Consider the following 21,736-nt stretch of genomic DNA (forward strand, 5'->3'; position numbering starts at 1 on the left):
GTTTGTCCTTTTGGCAGCGCTCAGGCCGAGGATGGGGCCGAGGATGAAGCAGGAGCCGGGGCAGGGCCAGTGGATGTCCCGACCGTCAACTGCGCCTCCAGCAGGCGGGTGGGCATGTGATTGGGAACCGACAGGATCTGGTCCAGCAACAGCGCGGCAAGCTGGCGGCCTGCGTCCTGAACCGACGAAAGCGTGGCCGTGAACTGTGGCACCTCACCGCTGTTGCGCAGGTAGGACAGGTCATCATCATGGGTGATCACCGAGATTTCGCGGCCCATACGGCGCCCGGAATCTTCGACGGCGCGGCGCACGCCCATGGCCGGAATGATAGATGACACCAGATAAGCGGTCGGAGGATCTGCCAGCGCCTGGGTCTGCATCACAGTGCGATAGCCGTAGCTTTCGGTCATCTCTTCGGCAAACATGAGGGACGGATCAGCGGCGATGCCGTGGTTTTCCAGCGCGTAGAGATAACCGGCCCGCCGTCTCCAGGCGAAATCCATGTATTCCAGGCCATTGACCAGACAGATCCGGCGGTGCCCCAGATCCAGCAGAAACTGGGTGGCGCGTTGAAACGCACTTTTGTTGTTTACATCCAACCAACTGTAGGGGCCATCGACCTCCGAAGCCCGGCCGTGAACGGCAAAAGGCAATCCGATTTCGCGCAACAGATCGATGCGCGGATCCGCCATGCGTGGTGCGTGCAATATGATTCCGTCGACATTCCGCTTGGCAGCCATATCGCGGTAGGCTTTTTCCTGTTTGTCGTCCTCCACCAGCGACAGCACCATATCATACCCGGCCTTGGCATAGGTCTCGCCGGCGCCGGCGATGAAGTCGCCAAAGATCGGGTTCACCATTTCATGCTGCGCCGACACGGGGATCACATGGCCGATCGCCATGGCGCGCCCGGTGGCCAGCGCCTTGGCCCGGGTGTTGGGCCGATAGTTGTGCTGCTCTGCTGCGTCAGCCACCCGTTTGCGCGTCGCCTCGCTCACCTCTGGAAACCCATTGAGCGCACGGCTGACGGTTGTCTGCGACAGGTTCAGATGGGCGGCCAATTCCTTCAGGTTCATGATTGGAATGCTCCAAAGCGCTTTGATTCTCTTGGGTGCGGTTGGGTGAAACACGCGTCTTTGCTTGGTTATGGCAGGCCGAGACTTTGGCTGGCAAGCCCTGATAGCCCTATTTTAGGGGCGTTTTCTGCGCTTTGATGGCGCTGGGGCGTCTCAGTATTGACAGAGTTTGACGAATCCGAGATTTTGAAAGCATCCAAAGCGCTTTGAATGATTGCGGCAAGCCGCGGGCAGGCGCTGTGACTTAGGGGAGGAATGATGATGAAACGCAGGTTGACGGCTGCCGCGGGCGTTCTCGCGCTGACGGCGGGCATGGCGCAGGCGCAGGACACGCTGACATTTCCAGTCGGCGAGGGCGCGTTCAATTGGGACAGCTTCGAGGCGCTGAAATCCATCGATTTGGCTGGCGAGCAGGTCACGGTGTTCGGGCCCTGGCTTGGTCCGGACCAAGAGGTGGTTGAACGGGTGCTGGCCTATTTCGCCGAAGCCACGGGTGCGGACGTGCGCTACACCGGGTCCGACAGCTTTGAACAGCAGATCCTTGTTGATGCCGAGGCCGGATCCGCGCCCAACGTGGCGGTGTTCCCGCAACCTGGCCTGGTGGCCGATATGGCCGCGCGCGGCTTTATCGCGCCCTTGGGTGATGAGACCGCGGATTGGGTGCGTGAAAACTACGCCGCAGGCGATTCCTGGGTGGATCTCAGCACCTTCAAAGGCGCTGATGGCGCAGAAGATCTGTTTGGTCTGTTCTACAAGGTCGATGTGAAATCGCTGGTCTGGTATGTGCCCGAAACTTTCGAAGACTTCGGGTATGACATCCCGCAATCAATGGAAGAACTGAAGACGCTGACTGATCAGATGGTGGCGGATGGCAATACGCCTTGGTGCATCGGTCTGGGTTCTGGCGGCGCAACGGGCTGGCCTGCCACCGACTGGGTCGAGGACATGATGCTGCGCACGCAGGAGCCAGCGGTCTATGACCAGTGGGTCTCCAATGAAATCCCATTTACCGATCCGCGTGTTGTCAGTGCGATTGAGGAATTTGGCTATTTTGCCCGCAACGACGACTATGTTTCAGGTGGCGCAGCTGCGGTGGCCTCCACTGATTTCCGCGACAGCCCCAAAGGGCTTTTTGCAAGCCCGCCGCAGTGTCTGATGCATCGTCAGGCCTCATTCATTCCGGCCTTCTTCCCCGAGGGCACCGAAGTGGGCCTGGATGCGGATTTCTTCTACTTCCCGGCCTATGAGGACAAACAGCTGGGCAGCCCGGTTCTGGGTGCGGGTACGCTGTGGTCCATCACCAATGACAGCGCAGGTGCGCGGGCCTTGATGGAATTCCTGAAGTCTCCCATCGGACACGAGGTCTGGATGGCGCAGCAGGGTTTCTTGACGCCGCATAAAGGTGTGAACACCGACATCTATGCGACCGATACGCTGAAGAAGATGGGTGAGATCCTGTTGTCGGCAGACACCTTCCGCTTTGATGCCTCCGATTTGATGCCAGGTGGCGTCGGTGCCGGGTCGTTCTGGACCGGTATGGTTGGCTATGCCGGTGGCACCCCCGCCGCAGAGGTGGCCGCTGAGATCCAGTCGTCCTGGGACGCGCTGAAGTAGTGCACGCTTGCGGGTCGGCCCTGTTGGGTTGGCCCGCTTGCAACGTTTCACGGCCATCAACTCACTGGCATCAATGCACGCTTTGATGTCTGTGACGATCCGAGATCCGCACCGACCGATGGCCCAAAGGCCACATAGACTGTCGGCCCTGTGTGCAGGCCTGTGTGTCGGCCCATGTTTCGGAACCTGTGTCGGCCCGCTGTCCACGCTGTAGCGCGAAGGAACCCCTCCCATGCATCCAGCCATTCAAGGCCTGCTCACCATCGCATTTGGCGTCGGCGGATGCGTGGGTTATTTCTACTTTTCTAATCTGGTGCTCGACCGGGCGATCTTCCCGGCTCGAGGCCCGCACATTGCGCGCAATATCCGCCGTGCCAATATGATCCGGCCGTGGTTGTTTCTGCTGCCTGCTTTGTTGGCGCTTGGGCTCTATCTCGCCTATCCCGTGGTTGAGACCCTGCGTCTGTCGCTGAGCGAGCGGCTCCCCGGTGGCGGATCAGAGTTCGTGGGTCTTGCCAATTATCAGCAGATGCTGGCGGAAGCGAAATTCTGGGAAGCGTTGCAGAACAATTTCCTGTGGCTGCTGGTTGTGCCAGCGGCTGCCACGTGGTTCGGCCTGCTTGCCGCACAGCTGACGGACCGTTTGGCCTGGGGCAACATCGCCAAGTCCCTGATCTTCATGCCGATGGCGATTTCCTTTGTCGGCGCGGCGGTGATCTGGAAACTGGTCTATGACGCCCGCCCGGAAGGCACCGAACAGATCGGTGTGCTGAATGCGATCTACATCTACTTTGGCGGCGACACGCCGATGCAATGGCTGACGATCCCGTTCTGGAACAATGTCTTCCTGATGATGGTGCTGATCTGGATCCAGACCGGGTTTGCCATGGTGATCCTGTCCGCCGCCTTGCGGGGCATTCCCGAAGAAACGGTGGAGGCCGCGATTGTGGATGGGGCCGGGCCGTTTCAGATCTTCTTCAAGATCAAGGTGCCGCAGATCATGGACACGATCGTTGTGGTCTGGACCACCATCACCATCGTCGTGCTGAAGGTCTTTGACATCGTCTTTGCCATGACCAACGGGCAATGGGAGACGCAGGTCCTGGCCAATTACATGTACGACAAATTGTTCCGCGCCAACGACTGGGGGGTGGGCTCCGCGAGCGCCATGGTGATCATGCTGCTGGTGCTGCCGATCCTGGTCTGGAACGTCTACAACGCCCGCCGCGAAATGCGCTGAGGAGAGTGCCATGTCTTCAATTGTCGGAGAAAAACCCGCGTTGATCTGGGTCTTGCGCCTGTCGGTGGTGCTGTTGGTGGCGCTTTGGCTGTTCCCGACGCTGGGCTTGTTGGTGTCGTCGTTCCGCACCGCTGATCAGATCGCCACCAGCGGCTGGTGGCGCGCGATGTTCCCCAGCGAGCAGAATTTGACCCTGCGCACCGCGGCCCCCGAAACCCAAATCCGCGAGGGCGATCTGTTTGTGATCGAAGGCCAGCTGTTTGGCGATGACGCCAAAGGCGAGATTTCGGCCTGGGGCACCTCTGCGCGTGACCCTGCGGCCTACGCGCCGGGCACCACCGCAGAGCTGCGCCGGGGCGGCACGCTGACCGTTCAGGCGGATGGGCGCTACCGCTATGAGAACACCGAAGAAATCAGCGGGAAACGCGGCCCACGGGTGTTTGTCTCGGCAACGGTGCCGCCGGAATTCACGCTGGAGAACTACGCAACCGTGCTGGTGTCCGGCAATGCCACCGACAATATGGCCAAGGCGTTTTTCAACACGCTGACCGTGACCATCCCCGCCACGATCATTCCCATCCTGGTGGCCGCTTTTGCAGCCTATGCACTGGCGTGGATGGAATTTCCGGGCCGTGCCCTTTTGGTGGCAACCATCGTGGGGTTGTTGGTTGTGCCGCTGCAGCTGGCGCTGATCCCCTTGCTGAAGGTCCATAACGAGATCGGGATCGGCAAAGGCTACATCGGTGTGTGGATGGCCCATACCGGCTTTGGCCTGCCGCTGGCGATCTATCTTTTGCGCAACTACATGATCGGCATCCCCCGTGACATCATTGAAAACGCCCGTGTGGATGGCGCGACGGATTTCATGATCTTTGTGCGCATCATTCTGCCATTGTCGTTCCCGGCGCTGGCCTCTTTCGCGATCTTCCAGTTCCTGTGGACCTGGAACGACCTGCTGGTGGCGATGGTGTTTCTTATCGATGCGACCGGCGAAACCACAGTGATGACCAAGCAGATCGTCGAGCTGCTCGGCACCCGCGGGGGCAATTGGGAGATCCTTGCAACCTCGGCCTTTGTGTCGATTGCGGTGCCGCTCGTGGTGTTCTTTGCGATGCAGAAATACCTGGTCCGAGGCCTGCTGGCCGGATCGGTCAAATAAACAGTCATGCAGGCTCCGCTGCATGGCGGCGCTGCTCACCTATAGAACCATGGATAAACTACAGATGAATGCCCAAGCCAACGCTCAACTGAACCCGGATCAATTTCTGGCAGCAGATCCAGATTGGTGGCGCGGTGCGGTGATCTATCAGATCTATCCGCGCAGCTACCAGGACAGCACCGGCGATGGTATCGGTGATCTTGCCGGCATCACCCAACGCTTGCCGCATATCGCCTCGCTCGGGGTTGACGCGATCTGGATCTCGCCGTTTTTCACCTCTCCGATGAAAGACTTCGGCTACGACGTATCCGACTATTGCGATGTGGATCCGATGTTTGGCAGCCTTGCCGATTTCGACCGTCTGGTCGATACCGCCCATGAACTGGGGCTGCGGGTGATGATCGATCTGGTGCTGTCGCATACCTCCGAACAGCACCCCTGGTTTGGCGAGAGCCGTCAGAGCCGAGACAACGACCGGGCCGATTGGTACGTCTGGGCCGATCCCCAGCCCGATGGCACGCCGCCAAACAACTGGCTGTCGATCTTTGGTGGCTCAGCCTGGCAATGGGACAGCCGCCGCGAGCAATATTACCTGCACAATTTCCTGGCGTCCCAGCCCGATCTCAACTTCCACACCCCAGCCGTGCAGGACGCGTTGCTGGATGTGACCCGGTTCTGGCTGGAGCGTGGCGTCGATGGGTTCCGTCTGGATACGATCAATTTCTACTTCCACGACGCCGAACTGCGCTCCAACCCGGCGCTGCCACCGGAACAGCGCAACGCAACCATTGCGCCATCGGTGAACCCCTATAACCATCAGGAACACCTCTATTCCAAAAACCGGCCAGAAAACCTGGCGTTCCTGGCACGATTCCGCGCGCTGCTGGATGAATACCCTGCCAAAACCGCTGTGGGCGAAGTGGGCGATGCCCAGCGTGGGCTGGAAATCATGGGCCGTTACACGGCGGGCTCCACCGGCGTTCACATGTGCTATGCCTTTGAACTCTTGGCCAAAGACGCTCCAACCGCGGCGCGGCTCGCAGAGGTCTTTGCCGAAGTTGACCGTGTCGCCGCGAACGGCTGGGCCTGCTGGGCGTTTTCCAACCATGATGTGATGCGCCACACCTCTCGCTGGGGGCTCAGCGCTGAGGCGCAGCGCCTGTTCACCACATTGATGATGTGCCTGCGTGGCACCGCCTGTATCTATCAGGGCGAGGAGTTGGGCCTGCCGGAGGCAGATATCGCCTTTGAGGATTTGCAGGATCCCTATGGCATTGAATTCTGGCCTGAATTCAAAGGGCGTGATGGCTGCCGCACACCCATGGTCTGGGAGCCGTCCAACAGCGACGGGGGCTTCAGCCAAGCCCGGCCTTGGTTGCCGGTCTCACCAGAGCATTTGGCCCTGAGCGTTGCAAATCAGGAACAAGATCCGACCGCGCTGCTGCATCACTATCGCCGGGCCATCGCGCTGCGAAAGGCCTATCCCGCCCTGGCGGTTGGCACTCATGATCAGCTGCGTGCGGCAGGCAACGTCGCCTATTTCACCCGGCAGGACCGCGAAGAGGTGATTTTCTGCGCCTTCAATCTGGGCGACGCGGCAGCAGATATCACCCTGCCAGATGGCAGCTGGCGCGCGGTGGAGACGGACATCGATCTGGTAGATGTGCCCGCAGGCGGCGGCCCGGTGTCGCTCGCCCCATGGCAAGCCTGTATCGCGGTTCGGGACTGATACACCAGCAGGAGGAGGGCAACACGATGGCAAACCTGAAATTGACCGATGTGGCAAAGACCTACGGCGGCGGTGTTGAGGTTCTAAAGGAGATCAATCTTGATATCAAACAGGGCGAGTTGATTGTCTTTGTCGGCCCGTCCGGCTGCGGCAAGTCAACGCTGCTTCGGATGATTGCAGGGTTGGAGCGGATCAGCGGCGGCACGCTTGAAATCGACGGCGGGGTGATGAACGACATCCCGCCAGCCCAGCGGGGCATTGCCATGGTGTTTCAGTCCTATGCGCTTTATCCGCATATGACGGTGCGCGATAACATGGCGTTTGCCCTGAAAATTGCCAAGAAATCCAAAGAGGAAATCGACGCAGCGATTGAGCGCGCAGCCAAGATCCTCCAGCTGGAGCCCTATCTGGACCGCCTGCCGAAGGCTCTATCGGGTGGGCAGCGTCAGCGGGTGGCCATCGGGCGTTCCATCGTGCGCGACCCGAAGGTCTATCTGTTTGACGAACCTCTGTCGAACCTGGACGCGGCCCTGCGCGTCGCCACCCGGATCGAAATCGCCCAGCTGAAAGAGGCGATGCCGGACAGCACCATGATCTATGTGACCCATGATCAGGTAGAAGCGATGACGCTGGCCAGTCGCATCGTGGTCTTGGCCAACAAGGGGATCGCGCAGGTCGGCACGCCGCTCGAGCTGTATGAACGGCCAGAAAACGAATTCGTCGCACAGTTCATCGGCTCGCCCGCGATGAACCTTATTGCGGGCACCGTGACCGCGACGGGCGCGCGCACCACCGTCCGTCTGGACAGCGGCGAAGAGGTTGTCGCCGATATTCCCACCACCGATGCGGATCAGGGGCTGACGGTCAATGTGGGCGTTCGGCCCGAGGATCTGGTGGCGGCAGGTGACGCAGCCGCGCTGATCGACAGCCAGGTCGATATTGTCGAGGCTTTGGGCGAGGTTACGGTGCTCTATATTCGCTCAGCGACGGGAAAAGACCCGCTGATCGCCAAATTGCCGGGCATCCATGAGGGGCTGCGCGGCAAGCCTATCCGTCTCACTGCGGATCCGGCAAAACTGCATCTGTTCCATCAGGGCCAGTCGCTGCTGTATCGCTGATACTGGATCACTGCTGCAGCACGGTTTCGCGCCATTCCTCCAGGAAATGGGCGCGTTTCAACCGGTCAAGATAGACCAGCAGGCCGGGTCCCATCTGGATCGGGCGCAGCGCGGCGGTTGGGCCTGCTTCTTCGGTGGAATAGCGCGGGAAGGGATAGGCCGGGTCCGGGGTTGCCCCCCAGGCGGCATCCAGCAGATGGTTGATGAAGGCCCCGGCAATATCCGGGCGTTTTGCTCCTTTGGGGATCACGGCGGTGCGCAGCATCATATTGGTGTAATCCTGCGGCTCGATGATGGTGATGTCAGGCGCCAGATCAGCGCGCGCCTGCGCATAGCTGCCCAGCACATTGTAGCCGATGGCGATCTGCCCGCTGGCCACGGCCTCGATCATGTCGCTGGAACAGCAATAGAGCTGCACGTCCAACCTGCCAAAGATCTCCATCATCCGCCAAAAGGTCTCCGCGGCGCGCACATCCTGGGTGGCAAACAGATAGCCAAGCCCGCTGCGCTCCACATCATAGGTGCCGATGCGCCCGCGAAACCGGTCGGGATACCGGCGCAGCAGCGCCATCAGTTCTTGCCGCGTTGTTGGCATCTCCAGCCCGGCAAAGGCCGCGCGCGACAGCACGAGAGCGGCGGGTTCCTGTGAAAACGCAAAGACATGGTTGCGCCATTTCGCCCAATCCGGCACCCGGATCCGGCTCTCTGGTCGATGGGCCCTGGTGTGGCCGTCGTTGGCCAATTTGGTTTGCAGATCCAACGCCGAGGAAATCGCCAGATCGGCTGGTGCGTCTTCCTCGACAATGGCGCGCATCAACTCCGCACTGCTGAGACTGATGTAATCGACCGTCACGCTAGGGCGCTCGCGCAGGAAACTTTCGATCAGCGGGGCCAAAAGATCGGTGTCGGTTGTGGACAAAACCCGCAGCTTGTCTGGCGTCGGCCCGGTGCCCAGCGGGCCGAATTGACGGCGGTCTTCGATTTCAAACGCGGCAGCGGGGCTGGTCCAACCCAGCTGCGCGAGAGCCATCGCAGCCGTCACAATCAGCGCCCCACCCACTGGGCCGGGTTTTGTCGTGGTCAGTACGGATGCGAGCACGCGGAGGCCGCGCAGTCGGTGCATCACGGCTGACAGGGAAAATAGAGCGAAACGCAAGAGCCATGTCTTTCATTTGGAAGGGTGGCAGGACGGGGGGTGATCTCAAGATGGCCGCCATGGGCCTCGACCACTTCGCGCACGATGGTCAGGCCCAGACCGGATCCGATGGTGCCACCGGCATTGCTGCCGCGCACAAACCGGGCGGTCAGCGCATCGGTGTCGTCGCTGGGAAATCCACCGGCCTCATCCATGATGCTGAGCCGCAGCCGGGTTCCCTCTGCGCTCTGCTCTTCGCGCAGGACCACCCGGATGTTACACTCTGCGGGGCTGTATTTGATCGCATTGTCCAACAGATTGCGAACCGCGTTCTGGATCAGAATGGGATCTCCGGACAGGGGCGGACACTGCGCCAGATCCGAATGCAGCGCAATATCCTTGAGATCAGCCAGCGGGGTCAGCCGTTCCAGTAGATCATGACACAGGGCTGCCAGATCCACAGGCTCCCGCGCCAGCGTATCGGTGCGGAAAGACACCATAGCATGGTCAAGCAATTGCCCGGCCGCCCGCGAACTTTCGTCGATGGCGCGGATCATCTCCCGCAGCGAGGCGCGGTTCTCCGCCCGCTCCACCCGCCGCAGTGTGATTTCCGCCTGCGTGCGCACTGTGGCCAAAGGGGTGCGGACCCGATGTGCGGCCTCGGCAATGAAATCCTCGGACCGTGACAGCGACAGGCGCAACCGATCAATGAACCGGTTCAGCGAAGACACCAGTGGCACCATTTCGGAAGGCACCGGCCGGTGAACCGGACGCAGATCCTGCGGTCCACGACGCGACACAGCACCTGCCAGTTCATCCAGTGGCCGCACGTTGGATTGCGCCGTCCAGATCGCCAGGCAGGCGGCAATCAGGAAAAAGCCGACACCAATATGCAGCGCGGTGCGGGTCAGATCGGCCAGTTGGCTGGCCTGACCTTCGCGGGTCTGCGCCACCGTTATGGTCAACTCCGACAGCCGCCCGGCCACGGAAATGCGACGGCTCAGCGTCACCATTCGGATGCTGTCGTCCTGATATCCGCGGGTTTCGAACTGTGGCTTTCCCTGCCGTGGGCGGGCGTTTGGCTCTGGCAGATCGCCGTAGCCGGTCAATATGGCGCCATCCAGACGCACCCGGTAGAACACCCGATCATCGCTGACATTGCCCAGCATCGACAACGCGGCATAGGGAATATCGACCGTAACGGCGTCAGCCCGCACAGTGGCTGAATCCATGATCGAGGTGGCGGAGGCCTCCAGAATGCTGTCATGGGTCTGCTGCGATACATCGCGGGTGAAGACCAGCACGATGAAAAACAACAGGGCCGCCAGAAACGCGGCGCTGCCAACCAATTGCACTGTCAGTCGGCGTCGAATGGATCCGCTGGTGGGCAAGGTATCGGCATGGGAGCGGTGGGCCTGTGATTTGGTGGCCGGGTCAGCGGGCGCTGAACCTCTGAGCGTCGGGTGAGGGGGCAGGGGCTCTGTCGCTGGTCTCGTCATACCTGCGACATCCGATAGCCAAGCCCGCGGACCGTCACGATCTCCACATCCGAGCTGGTCAGATGCTTGCGCAAACGCGCCACATAAACCTCGATCGCATTTTCGGAGACATCCTCGTCATAGGAAAACAGCCGATCCACCAGTTTCGATTTGGAAAAAATCCGGTCTGGCCCGTTGATGAATATCTCCAACAGACGCAGTTCCTTGTTGCGCAGTGACACCGTTTTTCCCGCCACCTCCAGCGTGCCGGCCAGCGGATCAAACACCAAAGATCCGAATCGTTTCTGGTTTGAACTGCCCCCACCATGGCGTCGCAGCACCGCGCGGCAGCGCGCCTCCAACTCGGAAAAATCAAACGGTTTGGTGATGTAATCATCCGCCCCAAGATCCAAAACGCCAACCCGGTCAGAGATCTCGGACCGCGCGGTCAGCACGATCACCGGTGTGGTGCCCTGGCGATTGCGATGGGCTTTCAGGAACTGTCGCCCGTCACCGTCCGGCAGCATAATATCCAGCAAAATCAGATCGTAATCGATTGTCGCGGCATAATCGTCGGCCACCGCAATATCCGGGGCGTGGTCCACAACATGGCCATCCATCCGCAGACGATCCTCCACCGCGGCAGCGAGGCTCAGATTGTCTTCTACCAGCAAAAAACGCATGCAGTTCCATTCGGCATCGGGTCGAGACGAAAACCATCGCAGCCGGTGACAGGTTTGTGTCAGCTTTGCGTGGTCCTCTTTAGTCATGAGCGGCCAAGCCGCCATTTGTCAAATGGGAGGAGACACCAATGAAATTGACCCTGACCCGGCGCGCCCTGATGGCGGCGACCGCCGCAACAACGCTGGCGTTTGCAGCACCTGTGGCCGCGGAAGAGGCGGTGGACAGCATCCACTTTCTGATCCCCGGTGGCGCTGGCGGCGGCTGGGACGGCACCGCACGTGGCACCGGAGAGGCCCTGACGAAGGCTGGCCTGGTCGGCACCGCGTCTTACGAAAACATGTCCGGCGGTGGTGGCGGCAAAGCCATCGGCTATCTGATCGAAAACGCAGAAAGCAACCATGGCACGCTGATGGTGAACTCCACCCCCATCGTGATCCGCTCGTTGACGGGCGTGTTTCCACACAACTTCCGCGATCTGACCATGGTGGCGGGCACCATCGGTGACTATGCCGCGATTGTTGTCGGCAAGGACAGCGCCATCAATTCGATGACAGATCTTGTTGCCGCCTATCAGGCCGATCCGCGCGGCACAGCCATCGGCGGCGGTTCGGTGCCCGGTGGCATGGACCACCTGGTGGCAGCCATGGTGATGAAGGCCGCAGGCGAAGAGCCAACAGCGGTGAAATACATCCCCTATGACGCCGGTGGGGTGGCTATGGCCGCGCTGCTGTCGGGCGAAATCGCCGCTCTGTCCACCGGGTTCTCCGAGGCGGTCGATCTGGCCAATGCCGGAGAGGTGAAGATCATTGGCGTCACCGCCGATGAGCGTGTCGCGGCCTATGAGGACGCACCAACAATGAAAGAGCAGGGCATTGACGCGACATTCGTCAACTGGCGTGGGTTCTTTGGCGCGCCGGATCTGCCCGCCGAGAAAGCCGAAGCCTACCGTGCTGCGCTGGAAAAGATGTATGACACTCCCGAATGGGAAGAAGTCCGTGCCCGCAACGGCTGGGTCAACATCCACAACAGCGGCGATGATTTTGTCAGCTTCCTGGAAGGCCAGGAAGAAATCATCCGCAACCTGATGCAGGAACTGGGTTTCCTCTAAACCCTGACCGGCGGCATGGCCGATCCCTGTGGTCGGTCATGCTCGCCTCTTGCCCGTGCTCGCCTCTGCCTCTTGCTCGCAGGACAGGCCGAGTGGCCTGTCGGCCACGATGGCACCGCAGCACCGCAACATCATTCACATTGTTTTCGACCCGAAGGGAGGAGCCCCATGGCGCTCGACCGATGGATCGCACTGGTCATTTTGATGATCAGTCTCCTGTATGGCTATACGGCCTTCTTCACCATGGATGCGGGCCTGCCGCCATTCATGAAATTCAACGCCATCTGGCCCAGCACCTTCCCCAAGGGCCTGTCGGTTCTGGCCATGCTATGTGCGCTGCTCATTTTGCTGTCGCCGTCGCAGGGGCGCACCGAGCCAAAGCCGGGTGACATCGATTACCGCCGCCTGACGGATTACAAACTCGGACAGGCGCTGATCCTGTTGGCGCTGATGGTGGCCTATGCGCTGCTGTTGCGCCCGGCGGGTTTTCTGCTCTCCACCGTGGGGTTCCTGGTGATCAGCTCGCTGGTTCTGGGGGAACGCAAGCTGCATGTCCTTATCCCGGTCGCTGTGATCGCCGCTGTGGTCGTGTGGTATCTGGTGCAACAGGTGTTGGGGATCTACCTGCGCCCGCTGCCGCTGTTTCTGACCAACGGAGGCTGACATGTTAGACGGCATTCTGATTGGCCTCAGCACGGCCTTTTCGCTCAGCAATCTGTTGATGGTGATCGGAGGCTGCCTGATCGGCACCTTCATCGGCATGTTGCCCGGCCTTGGCCCGATGAGCATCATTTCCATCATGATCCCGGTTGCGATCTCCATCGGTGATCCGTCAGCAGCGCTGATCTTGTTGGCAGGGGTCTATTATGGTGCGATCTTTGGCGGCTCCACATCGTCGATCCTGATCAACGCACCGGGGGTGGCCTCGACCGTGGCGACCTCCTTTGATGGCTATCCGCTGGCGCGCCAGGGCAAGGCCGGTAAGGCCCTGACAGTGGCGGCGATCTCATCCTTTTGTGGCGGCAGCATCGGTGCAATCCTGTTGATGATCTTTGCACCCGCACTGGCCAGTGTGGCGCTGCTGTTCCACTCGGCTGAGTATTTCGCCCTGATGGTGGTTGGTCTGTCGGCCATCGCGGCCTTTGCGGGCACCGGCCAGGTGGTGAAGGCGCTGTTGATGACCGTCTTGGGGCTGATCATGGCCACGGTCGGCGAGGGCGCATTGTTCAACATGCCGCGCTTCACCATGGGCATCATGGATCTGCAATCGGGCTTTGGTTTCATCACTTTGGCGATGGCGATGTTTGCCCTGCCAGAGGCGCTCTATCTGGTGCTGGATCCCAGCCGTTCCCGGACAGAGGGCGGCAACAGTGAAATCAAGGATCTGCGCATCAGCAAAGCGGAAGCCAAATCCATCGCGCCGGTCATTGGCCGTCAGTCGATCCAGGGGTTCCTGGTGGGCGTGCTGCCCGGTGCCGGGGCGACCATCGCGTCATTCTTGGGCTATGCGGTGGAACGCAACATCGCCCCGAAGGAGGAGCAGGCGCAATTCGGCAAAGGCGCGATCAAAGGTCTCGCGGCCCCCGAAAGTGCCAATAACGCCGCCTGTACCGGTTCCTTTGTGCCCTTGCTGACGCTTGGTATTCCGGGATCGGGCACAACGGCGATCCTGTTGGGGGCGCTGATCGCGCTCAATGTGTCGCCGGGTCCGCGCCTGATGGTGGATGAGCCGCAGATTTTCTGGGCGGTCATCATCTCCATGTATGTGGGCAATCTGATCCTGTTGATCCTGAACCTGCCGCTGATCCCCTATATCGCAAAGGTGCTGGCCGTTCCGCGCAACTATCTGATCCCGTTCATCTTCTTCTTTACCCTGATGGGCGCTTATATCGGGCAGAACAACGCGACAGAACTGCTGATCCTCGTGGGGCTGGGTGTCTGTGCCACCGTGCTGCGGTTTGCGGATTATCCGCTGGCGCCGCTGCTGATCGGGTTCATCCTCGGTTCGATGCTGGAGGATAACTTCTCCCGCTCCATGCAGCTTTATGATGGGCTTGGCTTCTTGATGGAGCGGCCGATGACCATTGGCTTGTTGGGGTTTGCGATGATCCTGGTGATCCTGCCGGGCTATCGCGCCCGCCGTGCGCGCCTGCGCCAGGCTGGGGTAGCTGACGGCGACTGATCCCAGATTATCAGGCCATATGGTGATCAGGTCATCACGGTAATGATTTACAGGGCTGCCCCAACGTCGCAAGACGTGGTCCGGGTGGCCCTGTTTGCATTGGTGGATCAGCCCAAGATTAGCCCAGTATCAGCAACCAGAACCACACCGTAACGATACAGGCGCCTGTCGCGATCAACACCGAAGAGGCCGCAACCCGTTTGGCGCGACCATACATATTGGCAAAGATATAGGCGTTGAACCCGGGCGCCATCGCCGCATTCAATACTGCCGAGCGGAACAAATCCGTTTGCACCTGCAGGGTTGTGCCCATCAGCCACACGATGGCGGGGTGCGCCAACAACGAGATCGCACAGACATAGAAAATCGTGCGCAGATCGCCTTCGGGTTTGTATTGAACCAGCACGCCGCCCAGAGCAAACAGCGCCGCAGGCAGCGCCGCCCGGATCACCAGCGACAGCGCCTCGTCCACCGCTTGTGGGATCCAGATGCCGGAGATATTCACCACAAACCCCAGCGCAATTGCCAAAATCAGCACATTGCGGAACATCGCGTTCAACACGGCTTTGACGGTCGCAACACCGCCAGCGCCCTTGTTGCGCACGATCTCCATCACAGTGATGCCAAGGCCGTAACAGAACGGCGAATGAAAGGCGATGATGGCGAAATTGCCGGTCAGATTGTCCGCGCCATAGGCCCGTTCGGTGATGGGCAGCCCCAACAGAACTGTGTTGGAAAACAGGCAACAGAACCCGATCGCCACGCAGTCTTCCCAGTCCCGCTGAAACAGCACCCGCGCACCCAGGATGCCAAGCCCAAAACAAAGCCCCGCACCGGTATAAAAGCTGATCAGCAGACCAGGGTCGAAACTCGCCGACAGATCCAGCGTCGCGATGGCGCGAAACAGCAGACAGGGGATGGCAAAACTCTGGGTGAAGCGCATCAGCCCGTCGATTTGTTCCGCCTGGAAAAAGCCCCGGCGGGTGGCCACATAGCCTGCGCCGATCACCAAAAAGACCGGCAGAATGACATCAACAAGACTCTGAAACATAGCTGCCATCTCTCAGGCAAAAGGATGGGACAGCGCAAGCAGGGTCAAAACGCTGTGGATCGGCTCAAATATCGTAGGTGATCACCATGCCATCATAGGCAGGTTCAATGTGATCAGGGGTTTCATCCGCAACCTGGGCGTAATCCAGATCGATGTGCATATTGGTCAGCACGGCTCGGCGTGGGCCCATCCGCTCGATCCAGTCCAGCGCCTCATCCAGACACAAATGGGTCGGATGTGGTTTGCGTCGCAGCGCATCCAGGATCCAGCAGTCCAAGTCTTGCAATTCGACCAGCGCGGCATCGGGGATTTTCACCACATCTGGCAGATAGGCGAGATCGCCGATCCGAAAGCCCAAGGCATCAATGGAGCCGTGGTTGACCAAAAAGGGGCGCAGCGTGATGTCGCCGCCGGGGCCGCTGATGGTCAGCGGGCCATCGATCTGGCGCAGGTCCAGGATTGGCGGGTAGGGCGAGCCTTCGGGCTGGATGAACGCATAGCCAAAGCGCGACAGCAATGCGTTTTGCGTGTCACCATCGGCATAGACTGGCACCCGCTCGCGCATGTTGAAGACGATCATGCGCAGATCATCGATGCCATGGACGTGATCGGCATGGGAATGGGTATAGACCACACCGTCTAGCCGTCCGATGCCCGCGTCCAGCAATTGGCTGCGCATGTCGGGGGTGGTGTCGATCAGAACGGTGGTGGTGCCCTCCGGCCCCTCGCGTTCGACCAGCAAGGAACAGCGCCGCCGCTGGTTGCGCGGATTGGTCGGATCGCAATCCCCCCAATGGCCGCCCAACCGGGGCACCCCGCCAGAGGAGCCGCAGCCCAGAATGGTAAAGCGCAGCGCCCCCATCAGGCGGCAGCCTCATATTGCGCGGCTTTCCAGAACAGGCGGTCGAAATTGGCTTGAGTCTGGGCCGCAAACTGCGCGTAGTCCACGCCAAAGACCTCGGCACCCACCCGCGCTGTATGGGCGGTATAGGCCGGTTCGTTGCGCTTGCCGCGATAGGGCGGTGGCGCCAGATAGGGCGCATCGGTTTCCACCAGAACGCGCTCCAGCGGCGCGGTGGCAAAGATATCGCGCAGCTCCTGGCTCTTCGGGAAGGCCGCAATCCCCGACATCGACAGGTAAAATCCCAGATCAACAGCAGCCTGTGCCAGCTCTGCAGATGAGGAAAAACAGTGCATCACACAGCTGAACGCGCCTTTATCCATTTCCTCGCGCAGGATCGCAGCCATATCATCATCGGCATCGCGGGAATGGATGATCAGGGGCAGGCCGGTTTCGCGCGCCGCGGCAATATGGATGCGCAGCGACTGTTTCTGCAGCTCGGCGCTGTCGGCGGTGTAGTGGTAATCAAGCCCGGTTTCCCCGATGCCGACAAATTTTGGATGCTGCGCCAGCGCCACCAGCCCCTCGACCGAGGCCATCGGCTCGCTTGCCACGCTCATCGGATGGGTGCCAGCGGCGTAAAACACGGGCGCATGGCTTTCCGCGATGGCGCGCACCGTCGGTTCGTTGCGCAGTTTGGTGCAGATCGTGACCATGCGGGTCACGCCCGCCTCTGCAGCCCGATCCATCAACGCATCCAATTCGCCGTCGAAATCCGGAAAATCCAGATGGCAATGACTGTCAGTGATCGCGGGGGGGGTCTTGGAAAGGCTCTCGGTCATACCTGCTCTCTGTCGCGTCCAGCGGGAGATCCGGGGCAGCAGATCCCGGACGGATCAGCGTGCCGCAGTTTCCTGCATCTTGAAAACCGTATCTAGAACAAGCGCAGCCGGGTCAAGGTTCACCGCCTGACCATGACGCATCCGTGCAGTGACCTGTGCTGCCAGATCAGCCCAGGCGCGCGATTTGGCCAGGGTGGGGGAAAGCCGCGTCAGGATCGCGCCCTCCTGCGGAGCGGCCTCTGGCAGCGGCGGCTGACCTGTGGCACCGGTGCGCGCGAGCCGGGCCAAAACGGTGTCGATCAGCGTCAGCAACAGTTCGAATTTTTCCGCACCACCGCGTTGGGCCGCTTGCTCGGCCAGCGCCATCGCCCGCTGTCTGTCCATCCGTGGCATCGTGTCCAGCAGCCGCATCAGATCGCCATAGGCCGCCAGACCGCCAAGGTTCAACAGCCGCAGCGCAGCCCCCACAGATCCATTGGCCAGCGCGGCCAGATGCGCGGTCTGTTCGGGCAGCTCGGCACCAGCCTGGGCCAGCGCCGCCTGCATATCATCGGGGCCCAAAGGCGCAAACCGCAGCAGACGGCAACGCGAGCGGATGGTGGGCAGCAACCGGGAGGGCTGATGCGATATCAAGAGCAGCGTTGTGCGGGCGGGGGGCTCTTCGAGCATTTTCAGCAGCGCATTTGCAGCGCTGGTGTTCATGTCATCCGCTGCATCAACAATCACCACCCGGCGTCCGCCATCGGTGGCCGACAGGCCAAAGAATTTATTGAGGCCGCGAATATCATCAACGACGATCTGATCGCGCAGCTTGCCCTTGTCGTTTACGCTGCGGGTGATTGACGCCAGTCCAGGTTCTGCCAGGGCCTGGATGCGATGCATAACCGGATGGTCTGCGCCGATGTCCAGCCCGGTTGCAGGTGGTGGCGCCCCAAACAAACTCGCCTCTCCCGAGCCACTCCCAGTCATGGGGGGCTGCGACAGCAGAAAGGCCGCAATCTTCCAGGCCAAAGTCGCCTTGCCGACACCCTGCGGACCGGTCAGCAACCAGCCATGGTGCAGCCGATCAGAGTTGAACGCCGTCAGAAAATCCTGCTCTGCCTGATGCTGACCGAACAGCTGCGCAGTGCTGCGAGGGTGCGGTGCGCCCGGGGTTTGATCGGCGCGCAGCGGCGCGTCATCCGCGCTCATGTCTTGGGGCTTTCACTTTGGGTGGCTGGCAGCGCGTCTAGCACCACAGTCAGCACATCTTGCGCCACCAGATCGATGGGTCGGTCGCCATCAATAATCCGAAAGCGATCCGCAAATTCCGTCGCCAGCGCCAGAAACCCCGCGCGCATCTGATGCTGCAGATCAGCGCCAAAATCTTCAAAACGTTCCTCGTGACCCTGCCGCCCTTTGGCGCGCGCCAGACCTTTGTCCGGGTCCATATCGATCAGGATGGTCAGATCCGGTTCATGGCCGATCATCAATTCGTGCAGTTGATCAACGCTGCCGCGCAAATCACCGCGTGACAGGCCCTGATACATGCGCGTGCTGTCTGCAAACCGGTCACAGACCACCACTTGATCCGCCGCCAAAGCAGGCAGGATGCGCCGTTCCAGATGGTCCCTGCGTGCAGCCGTGAACAACAACAGCTCTGTTTCTGCGGACCATCGGTCGGGATCCCCCTCGAGCACGAGGCGGCGAATTTCCTCTGCCCCCTCAGAGCCGCCAGGCTCACGGGTGAGGACGACCTCGCGCCCACGGGCCGACAGCGCCTCCGCCAGCATCCGGCACTGGGTCGATTTGCCGGAACCATCGATGCCTTCGAACGTCACGAAAAGGCCACCGCGCCCAGTTGTTTGGTTTTCAGTCGCTTGGCTTTCAGTTGTCTGGTTTTCAGGCATTTGGTCTTCGGTGGTCTGGTCTTCTGAAGTCTTCTGCGTCACTGGCTGGCCTCAGGTCCGGTCAGAAACCGTTTGATCAACACCTCTGCCGCGGTGCGAACCCGCACGGGGAAGCCACCCATCGGGATGTCTTTCTCCGCCACAAGCGGCAGGCGCAGCTCGGGCAGCTCTTCGGGTTGCAACACCAGTTCGGCCAGGGGTTGCCCGGCGCTGATTGGCGCCTCAATTGGGCCGGTATAGACCACCTCTGCCGCAACGTCGCGGCCCGAAAGCGCGGGCAGCAGAATGCGGAAATCCTCGGACGGGACGAGCCCCACGGTCGCTTCTGCCCCGCGCCAGACCTCCGCGTTTGCCACAGGCACCCCGGCCTTCGCGACTGTTTTCTGGGCAAATTGGCGGAACGACCAATTGACGATGGCTTCGGCCTCTTCGGCGCGGGCACGGGTGCTGTCCAGCCCGGTGATGACGAAAATCACCCGCCGGTCGTCCTGTTTGGCGGAGCCGACCAGGCCATAGCCTGCCTCTGACGTATGACCTGTTTTCAGCCCATCCGCGCCGATCCCAAGCCCCAGCAGCGGGTTGCGATTGCGGGTGTTGGACGGCGCGCGCCCATCAAATTCGAAGACTTTTTCGTTGAACAGCGGATAATATTCCGGGAAATCCTCGATCAGCCGCTGCGCCAGGATACCAAGATCCTCCACCGACATCCGATGACCCGCCGCAGGCCAGCCGTTGGAGTTGGTGAAGTTGGAGTTCATCATCCCCATGTCCTTCGCCCGCCGCGTCAGATAGCGGGCAAAACCCGCCTCTGTGCCATCCGGGCTCAGGGCTTCGGCAATGACCACGCAGGCATCATTGCCGGACAGCACGATGATCCCGCGGATCAGATCTTCGACCCGGACGCGGTCTTGCGTGTTCAGGAACATGGTCGAGCCCTTGTAGCTCATCGCATGTTCGCTGACCGGCAGCCGCTCATCGAGCGACAGGCGCCCATCACGGATCGCTTCGAACGCCACATAGAGCGTCATCAGTTTGGACATTGACGCAGGCGGCAATGCCAGATCGGCGTTTTTGTCCAACAACACGGTGCCTGTGCCTTGATCAACCACAAACGCAGCCCGCGCCCGTGTGTCGAAGGCCGCGACAGACATCGCCGAGAGGCTGAGCATCAGCCCAGCTGCAACAGTCAGTGTGAGCCCGCCGCGCAAAGCGGATATGGCCCGGGACGAAACGGTTGGAAGAGAGGAAATGGCAGAGGAGATCACGGTTCTTGCTTCCCTTATATCATCGCACGCACAGCGGTCAGATCGCGCGCCATTAATTCGTCACCGCATAGGCATCGGAGAACCCGACCTCTTTGACCGTGGCCAGCAGCTGGCTGCGTTCGGATTGCGACTGGGCCGGGCCCACGACGACGCGCCAGAACGGTTTGCCATTGCTTGATTGGGCCAGAACGGTCGGGATCAGACCGGCAGAGCGCATCTGATCCGCCGTGCGGGTCGCATTTGCTTCGATGCTGAAGATACCGATCTGGATAAATGGTTTGCTGAGCGAGGAGCGCGCCGCCAGCGCCCGCGTGTCGGGCTGGGCGGAAACAAGGCTGCTTGCGCTTGCACCGCTGGCAGCGGCGGTGTCGCCCGCGGCCTCAATCGCGGCGGCGGCCCCGGCAATCGGATCCAGGGGTGTGGCTGCGATATCCGCAGGTGCATTGGCGGCCACATCCAGATCGGTGGCAGGTGCCAGTGGGCTGTCCTGTGTGGCACCACTGATGGTGGGCTCTGGCACGGTTTCGCGCCGCAAGGCCGTGACGTTCAACTCAACCGGCGCTCCTGCCAGCATCTCTAGCGCTTCTGCCGCATCAGAGGACACTTGCAACCGGGGTCCCGGAATGTCCCGTTCCCGCCGGAACAGCGCACCAATCACAAATTTGCCGTTGGCCTGATTGCGGATGATCACTTGTTCGGGGTCTTTGGCGTCGGGATGGGCAACCCAGACACCGCCCAGCGAGGGCCGTCCGTCCCAAAGGCCGGATTCCGTGACCTGAAACACCTCGGGAGCTTCGATTTCACGCTCGACCAGACGGGTGCTGCTGGAGGGTTCCACCGCATCGGCGGCCTTGTCCTTGGGCGTCAAAAACGCCAGCGGCGTGCTGTCTGCGCAGGCCGCCATTACGGTCAGCGCGCTCAGCGCCACCATCAGGCGTATCGCGGGTGTTCGAGGCGGTGTCGCGTGAACCATATGTGTTTCCTTGCCCGTATGCTCTGGCCTGTTGTCCGGCCCGTCTTTTTACCGTCGGTGTGACCGTCTCTTTGACCGTCTGTGTGATCGGTCCCGCCGACCGTGTTTTTTGGCTTACCTGTTGTGACCAGTCGTTAGACCGACGCGCTCGACCGCGCGACTTTGACCAAGTTTTACGCGATCCCTTTCCGCGATCACAGGCAACCACGGCCGGTGTCGAGAACATTCTGAATTGTCCGGTGTAGGTAACATGCCAATTGTCCGCTTCAGTTAGTACCGCAGCAGCCCAAATCGGAACGAGCCGTAGGCGACTGGAGATTTGGGCTGCTGCGTTCGCACGCGTCGAAGCGGG

Annotated in this window: 19 protein-coding genes; 8 read left to right on the top strand and 11 right to left on the bottom strand. The window is 60.8% G+C overall.

The features are described from left to right. Window positions 1-20: 20 nt before the first annotated feature. Window positions 21-1,076, bottom strand: a complete 1,056-nt coding sequence (locus Q0C28_RS09385; protein ID WP_293575109.1) for a substrate-binding domain-containing protein — start codon at window positions 1,074-1,076, stop codon at window positions 21-23. A gap of 261 nt (window positions 1,077-1,337) precedes the next feature. On the opposite strand from Q0C28_RS09385, the gene Q0C28_RS09390 reads away from it, so the two are divergent. The 5 genes from Q0C28_RS09390 to ugpC all read left to right on the top strand — a co-directional run bounded on the left by Q0C28_RS09390 (window position 1,338) and on the right by ugpC (window position 7,936). After that, on the top strand, window positions 1,338-2,690 hold the full coding sequence (locus Q0C28_RS09390; protein ID WP_293575111.1) for an ABC transporter substrate-binding protein: 1,353 nt from the start codon (window positions 1,338-1,340) through the stop codon (window positions 2,688-2,690). A 232-nt stretch (window positions 2,691-2,922) separates the two neighbouring features. Beyond that, window positions 2,923-3,930, top strand: coding sequence for a carbohydrate ABC transporter permease (locus tag Q0C28_RS09395; RefSeq protein ID WP_293575113.1), 1,008 nt, complete (start codon window positions 2,923-2,925; stop codon window positions 3,928-3,930). Between the two features lie 10 nt (window positions 3,931-3,940). Then, the gene (locus Q0C28_RS09400; RefSeq protein ID WP_293575114.1) at window positions 3,941-5,089 is read left to right on the top strand and encodes a carbohydrate ABC transporter permease; all 1,149 of its coding nucleotides are present in this window, start codon (window positions 3,941-3,943) and stop codon (window positions 5,087-5,089) included. 64 nt (window positions 5,090-5,153) lie between these two features. Continuing rightward, window positions 5,154-6,818, top strand: coding sequence for an alpha-amylase family glycosyl hydrolase (locus Q0C28_RS09405; RefSeq protein WP_293575116.1), 1,665 nt, complete (start codon window positions 5,154-5,156; stop codon window positions 6,816-6,818). Window positions 6,819-6,844: 26 nt separating this feature from the next. Then, complete coding sequence (gene ugpC / locus Q0C28_RS09410) at window positions 6,845-7,936, top strand: sn-glycerol-3-phosphate ABC transporter ATP-binding protein UgpC (protein WP_293575118.1); 1,092 nt, start codon at window positions 6,845-6,847, stop codon at window positions 7,934-7,936. A gap of 7 nt (window positions 7,937-7,943) precedes the next feature. Here ugpC and Q0C28_RS09415 read toward each other — a convergent pair whose 3' ends face one another. From Q0C28_RS09415 to Q0C28_RS09425, 3 genes are read right to left on the bottom strand one after another with little or no spacing between them, the layout of a single operon-like run. Beyond that, on the bottom strand, window positions 7,944-9,092 hold the full coding sequence (locus Q0C28_RS09415) for an ABC transporter substrate-binding protein (RefSeq protein ID WP_366934232.1): 1,149 nt from the start codon (window positions 9,090-9,092) through the stop codon (window positions 7,944-7,946). After that, complete coding sequence (locus Q0C28_RS09420; protein ID WP_293575120.1) at window positions 9,059-10,570, bottom strand: sensor histidine kinase; 1,512 nt, start codon at window positions 10,568-10,570, stop codon at window positions 9,059-9,061. The genes Q0C28_RS09415 and Q0C28_RS09420 overlap by 34 nt, the downstream gene beginning before the upstream one ends. Then, window positions 10,567-11,232: a response regulator transcription factor gene (locus tag Q0C28_RS09425; RefSeq protein ID WP_293575122.1), complete on the bottom strand. Its 666-nt coding sequence runs from the start codon at window positions 11,230-11,232 to the stop codon at window positions 10,567-10,569. Before Q0C28_RS09425 ends, Q0C28_RS09420 begins: the two co-directional genes overlap by 4 nt. A 128-nt stretch (window positions 11,233-11,360) precedes the next feature. Between Q0C28_RS09425 and Q0C28_RS09430 the strand changes: the two genes are divergently transcribed. From Q0C28_RS09430 to Q0C28_RS09440, 3 genes are all read left to right on the top strand, one after another. Then, the gene (locus Q0C28_RS09430) at window positions 11,361-12,341 is read left to right on the top strand and encodes a tripartite tricarboxylate transporter substrate-binding protein (RefSeq protein ID WP_293575124.1); all 981 of its coding nucleotides are present in this window, start codon (window positions 11,361-11,363) and stop codon (window positions 12,339-12,341) included. Window positions 12,342-12,509: 168 nt separating this feature from the next. Beyond that, window positions 12,510-13,004, top strand: coding sequence for a tripartite tricarboxylate transporter TctB family protein (locus Q0C28_RS09435; RefSeq protein WP_293575126.1), 495 nt, complete (start codon window positions 12,510-12,512; stop codon window positions 13,002-13,004). A 1-nt stretch (window position 13,005) separates the two neighbouring features. Then, entirely contained in the window at window positions 13,006-14,523 is a 1,518-nt protein-coding gene (locus Q0C28_RS09440) for a tripartite tricarboxylate transporter permease (protein ID WP_293575128.1), read from the top strand. 118 nt (window positions 14,524-14,641) lie between these two features. Here Q0C28_RS09440 and Q0C28_RS09445 read toward each other — a convergent pair whose 3' ends face one another. The 7 genes from Q0C28_RS09445 to Q0C28_RS09475 all read right to left on the bottom strand — a co-directional run bounded on the left by Q0C28_RS09445 (window position 14,642) and on the right by Q0C28_RS09475 (window position 21,384). Further along, entirely contained in the window at window positions 14,642-15,574 is a 933-nt protein-coding gene (locus Q0C28_RS09445; RefSeq protein WP_293575130.1) for an AEC family transporter, read from the bottom strand. Between the two features lie 64 nt (window positions 15,575-15,638). Next, a complete protein-coding gene (locus Q0C28_RS09450; RefSeq protein WP_293575132.1) occupies window positions 15,639-16,436 on the bottom strand; it encodes an MBL fold metallo-hydrolase in 798 nt (265 codons plus the stop codon). Further along, window positions 16,436-17,257: a TatD family hydrolase gene (locus tag Q0C28_RS09455; RefSeq protein ID WP_293575134.1), complete on the bottom strand. Its 822-nt coding sequence runs from the start codon at window positions 17,255-17,257 to the stop codon at window positions 16,436-16,438. Before Q0C28_RS09455 ends, Q0C28_RS09450 begins: the two co-directional genes overlap by 1 nt. A 54-nt stretch (window positions 17,258-17,311) precedes the next feature. Further along, on the bottom strand, window positions 17,312-18,448 hold the full coding sequence (locus tag Q0C28_RS09460) for a DNA polymerase III subunit delta' (RefSeq protein ID WP_293575136.1): 1,137 nt from the start codon (window positions 18,446-18,448) through the stop codon (window positions 17,312-17,314). After that, a complete protein-coding gene (tmk, locus tag Q0C28_RS09465; RefSeq protein WP_293575142.1) occupies window positions 18,445-19,146 on the bottom strand; it encodes a dTMP kinase in 702 nt (233 codons plus the stop codon). Before tmk ends, Q0C28_RS09460 begins: the two co-directional genes overlap by 4 nt. A gap of 38 nt (window positions 19,147-19,184) precedes the next feature. Further along, entirely contained in the window at window positions 19,185-20,315 is a 1,131-nt protein-coding gene (locus Q0C28_RS09470; RefSeq protein WP_293575144.1) for a D-alanyl-D-alanine carboxypeptidase family protein, read from the bottom strand. Window positions 20,316-20,463: 148 nt separating this feature from the next. Continuing rightward, complete coding sequence (locus Q0C28_RS09475) at window positions 20,464-21,384, bottom strand: SPOR domain-containing protein (protein ID WP_293575138.1); 921 nt, start codon at window positions 21,382-21,384, stop codon at window positions 20,464-20,466. Window positions 21,385-21,736 lie beyond the last annotated feature (352 nt).

This window comes from Phaeobacter sp. (assembly GCF_022825805.1).
Lineage (GTDB): Bacteria > Pseudomonadota > Alphaproteobacteria > Rhodobacterales > Rhodobacteraceae > Phaeobacter.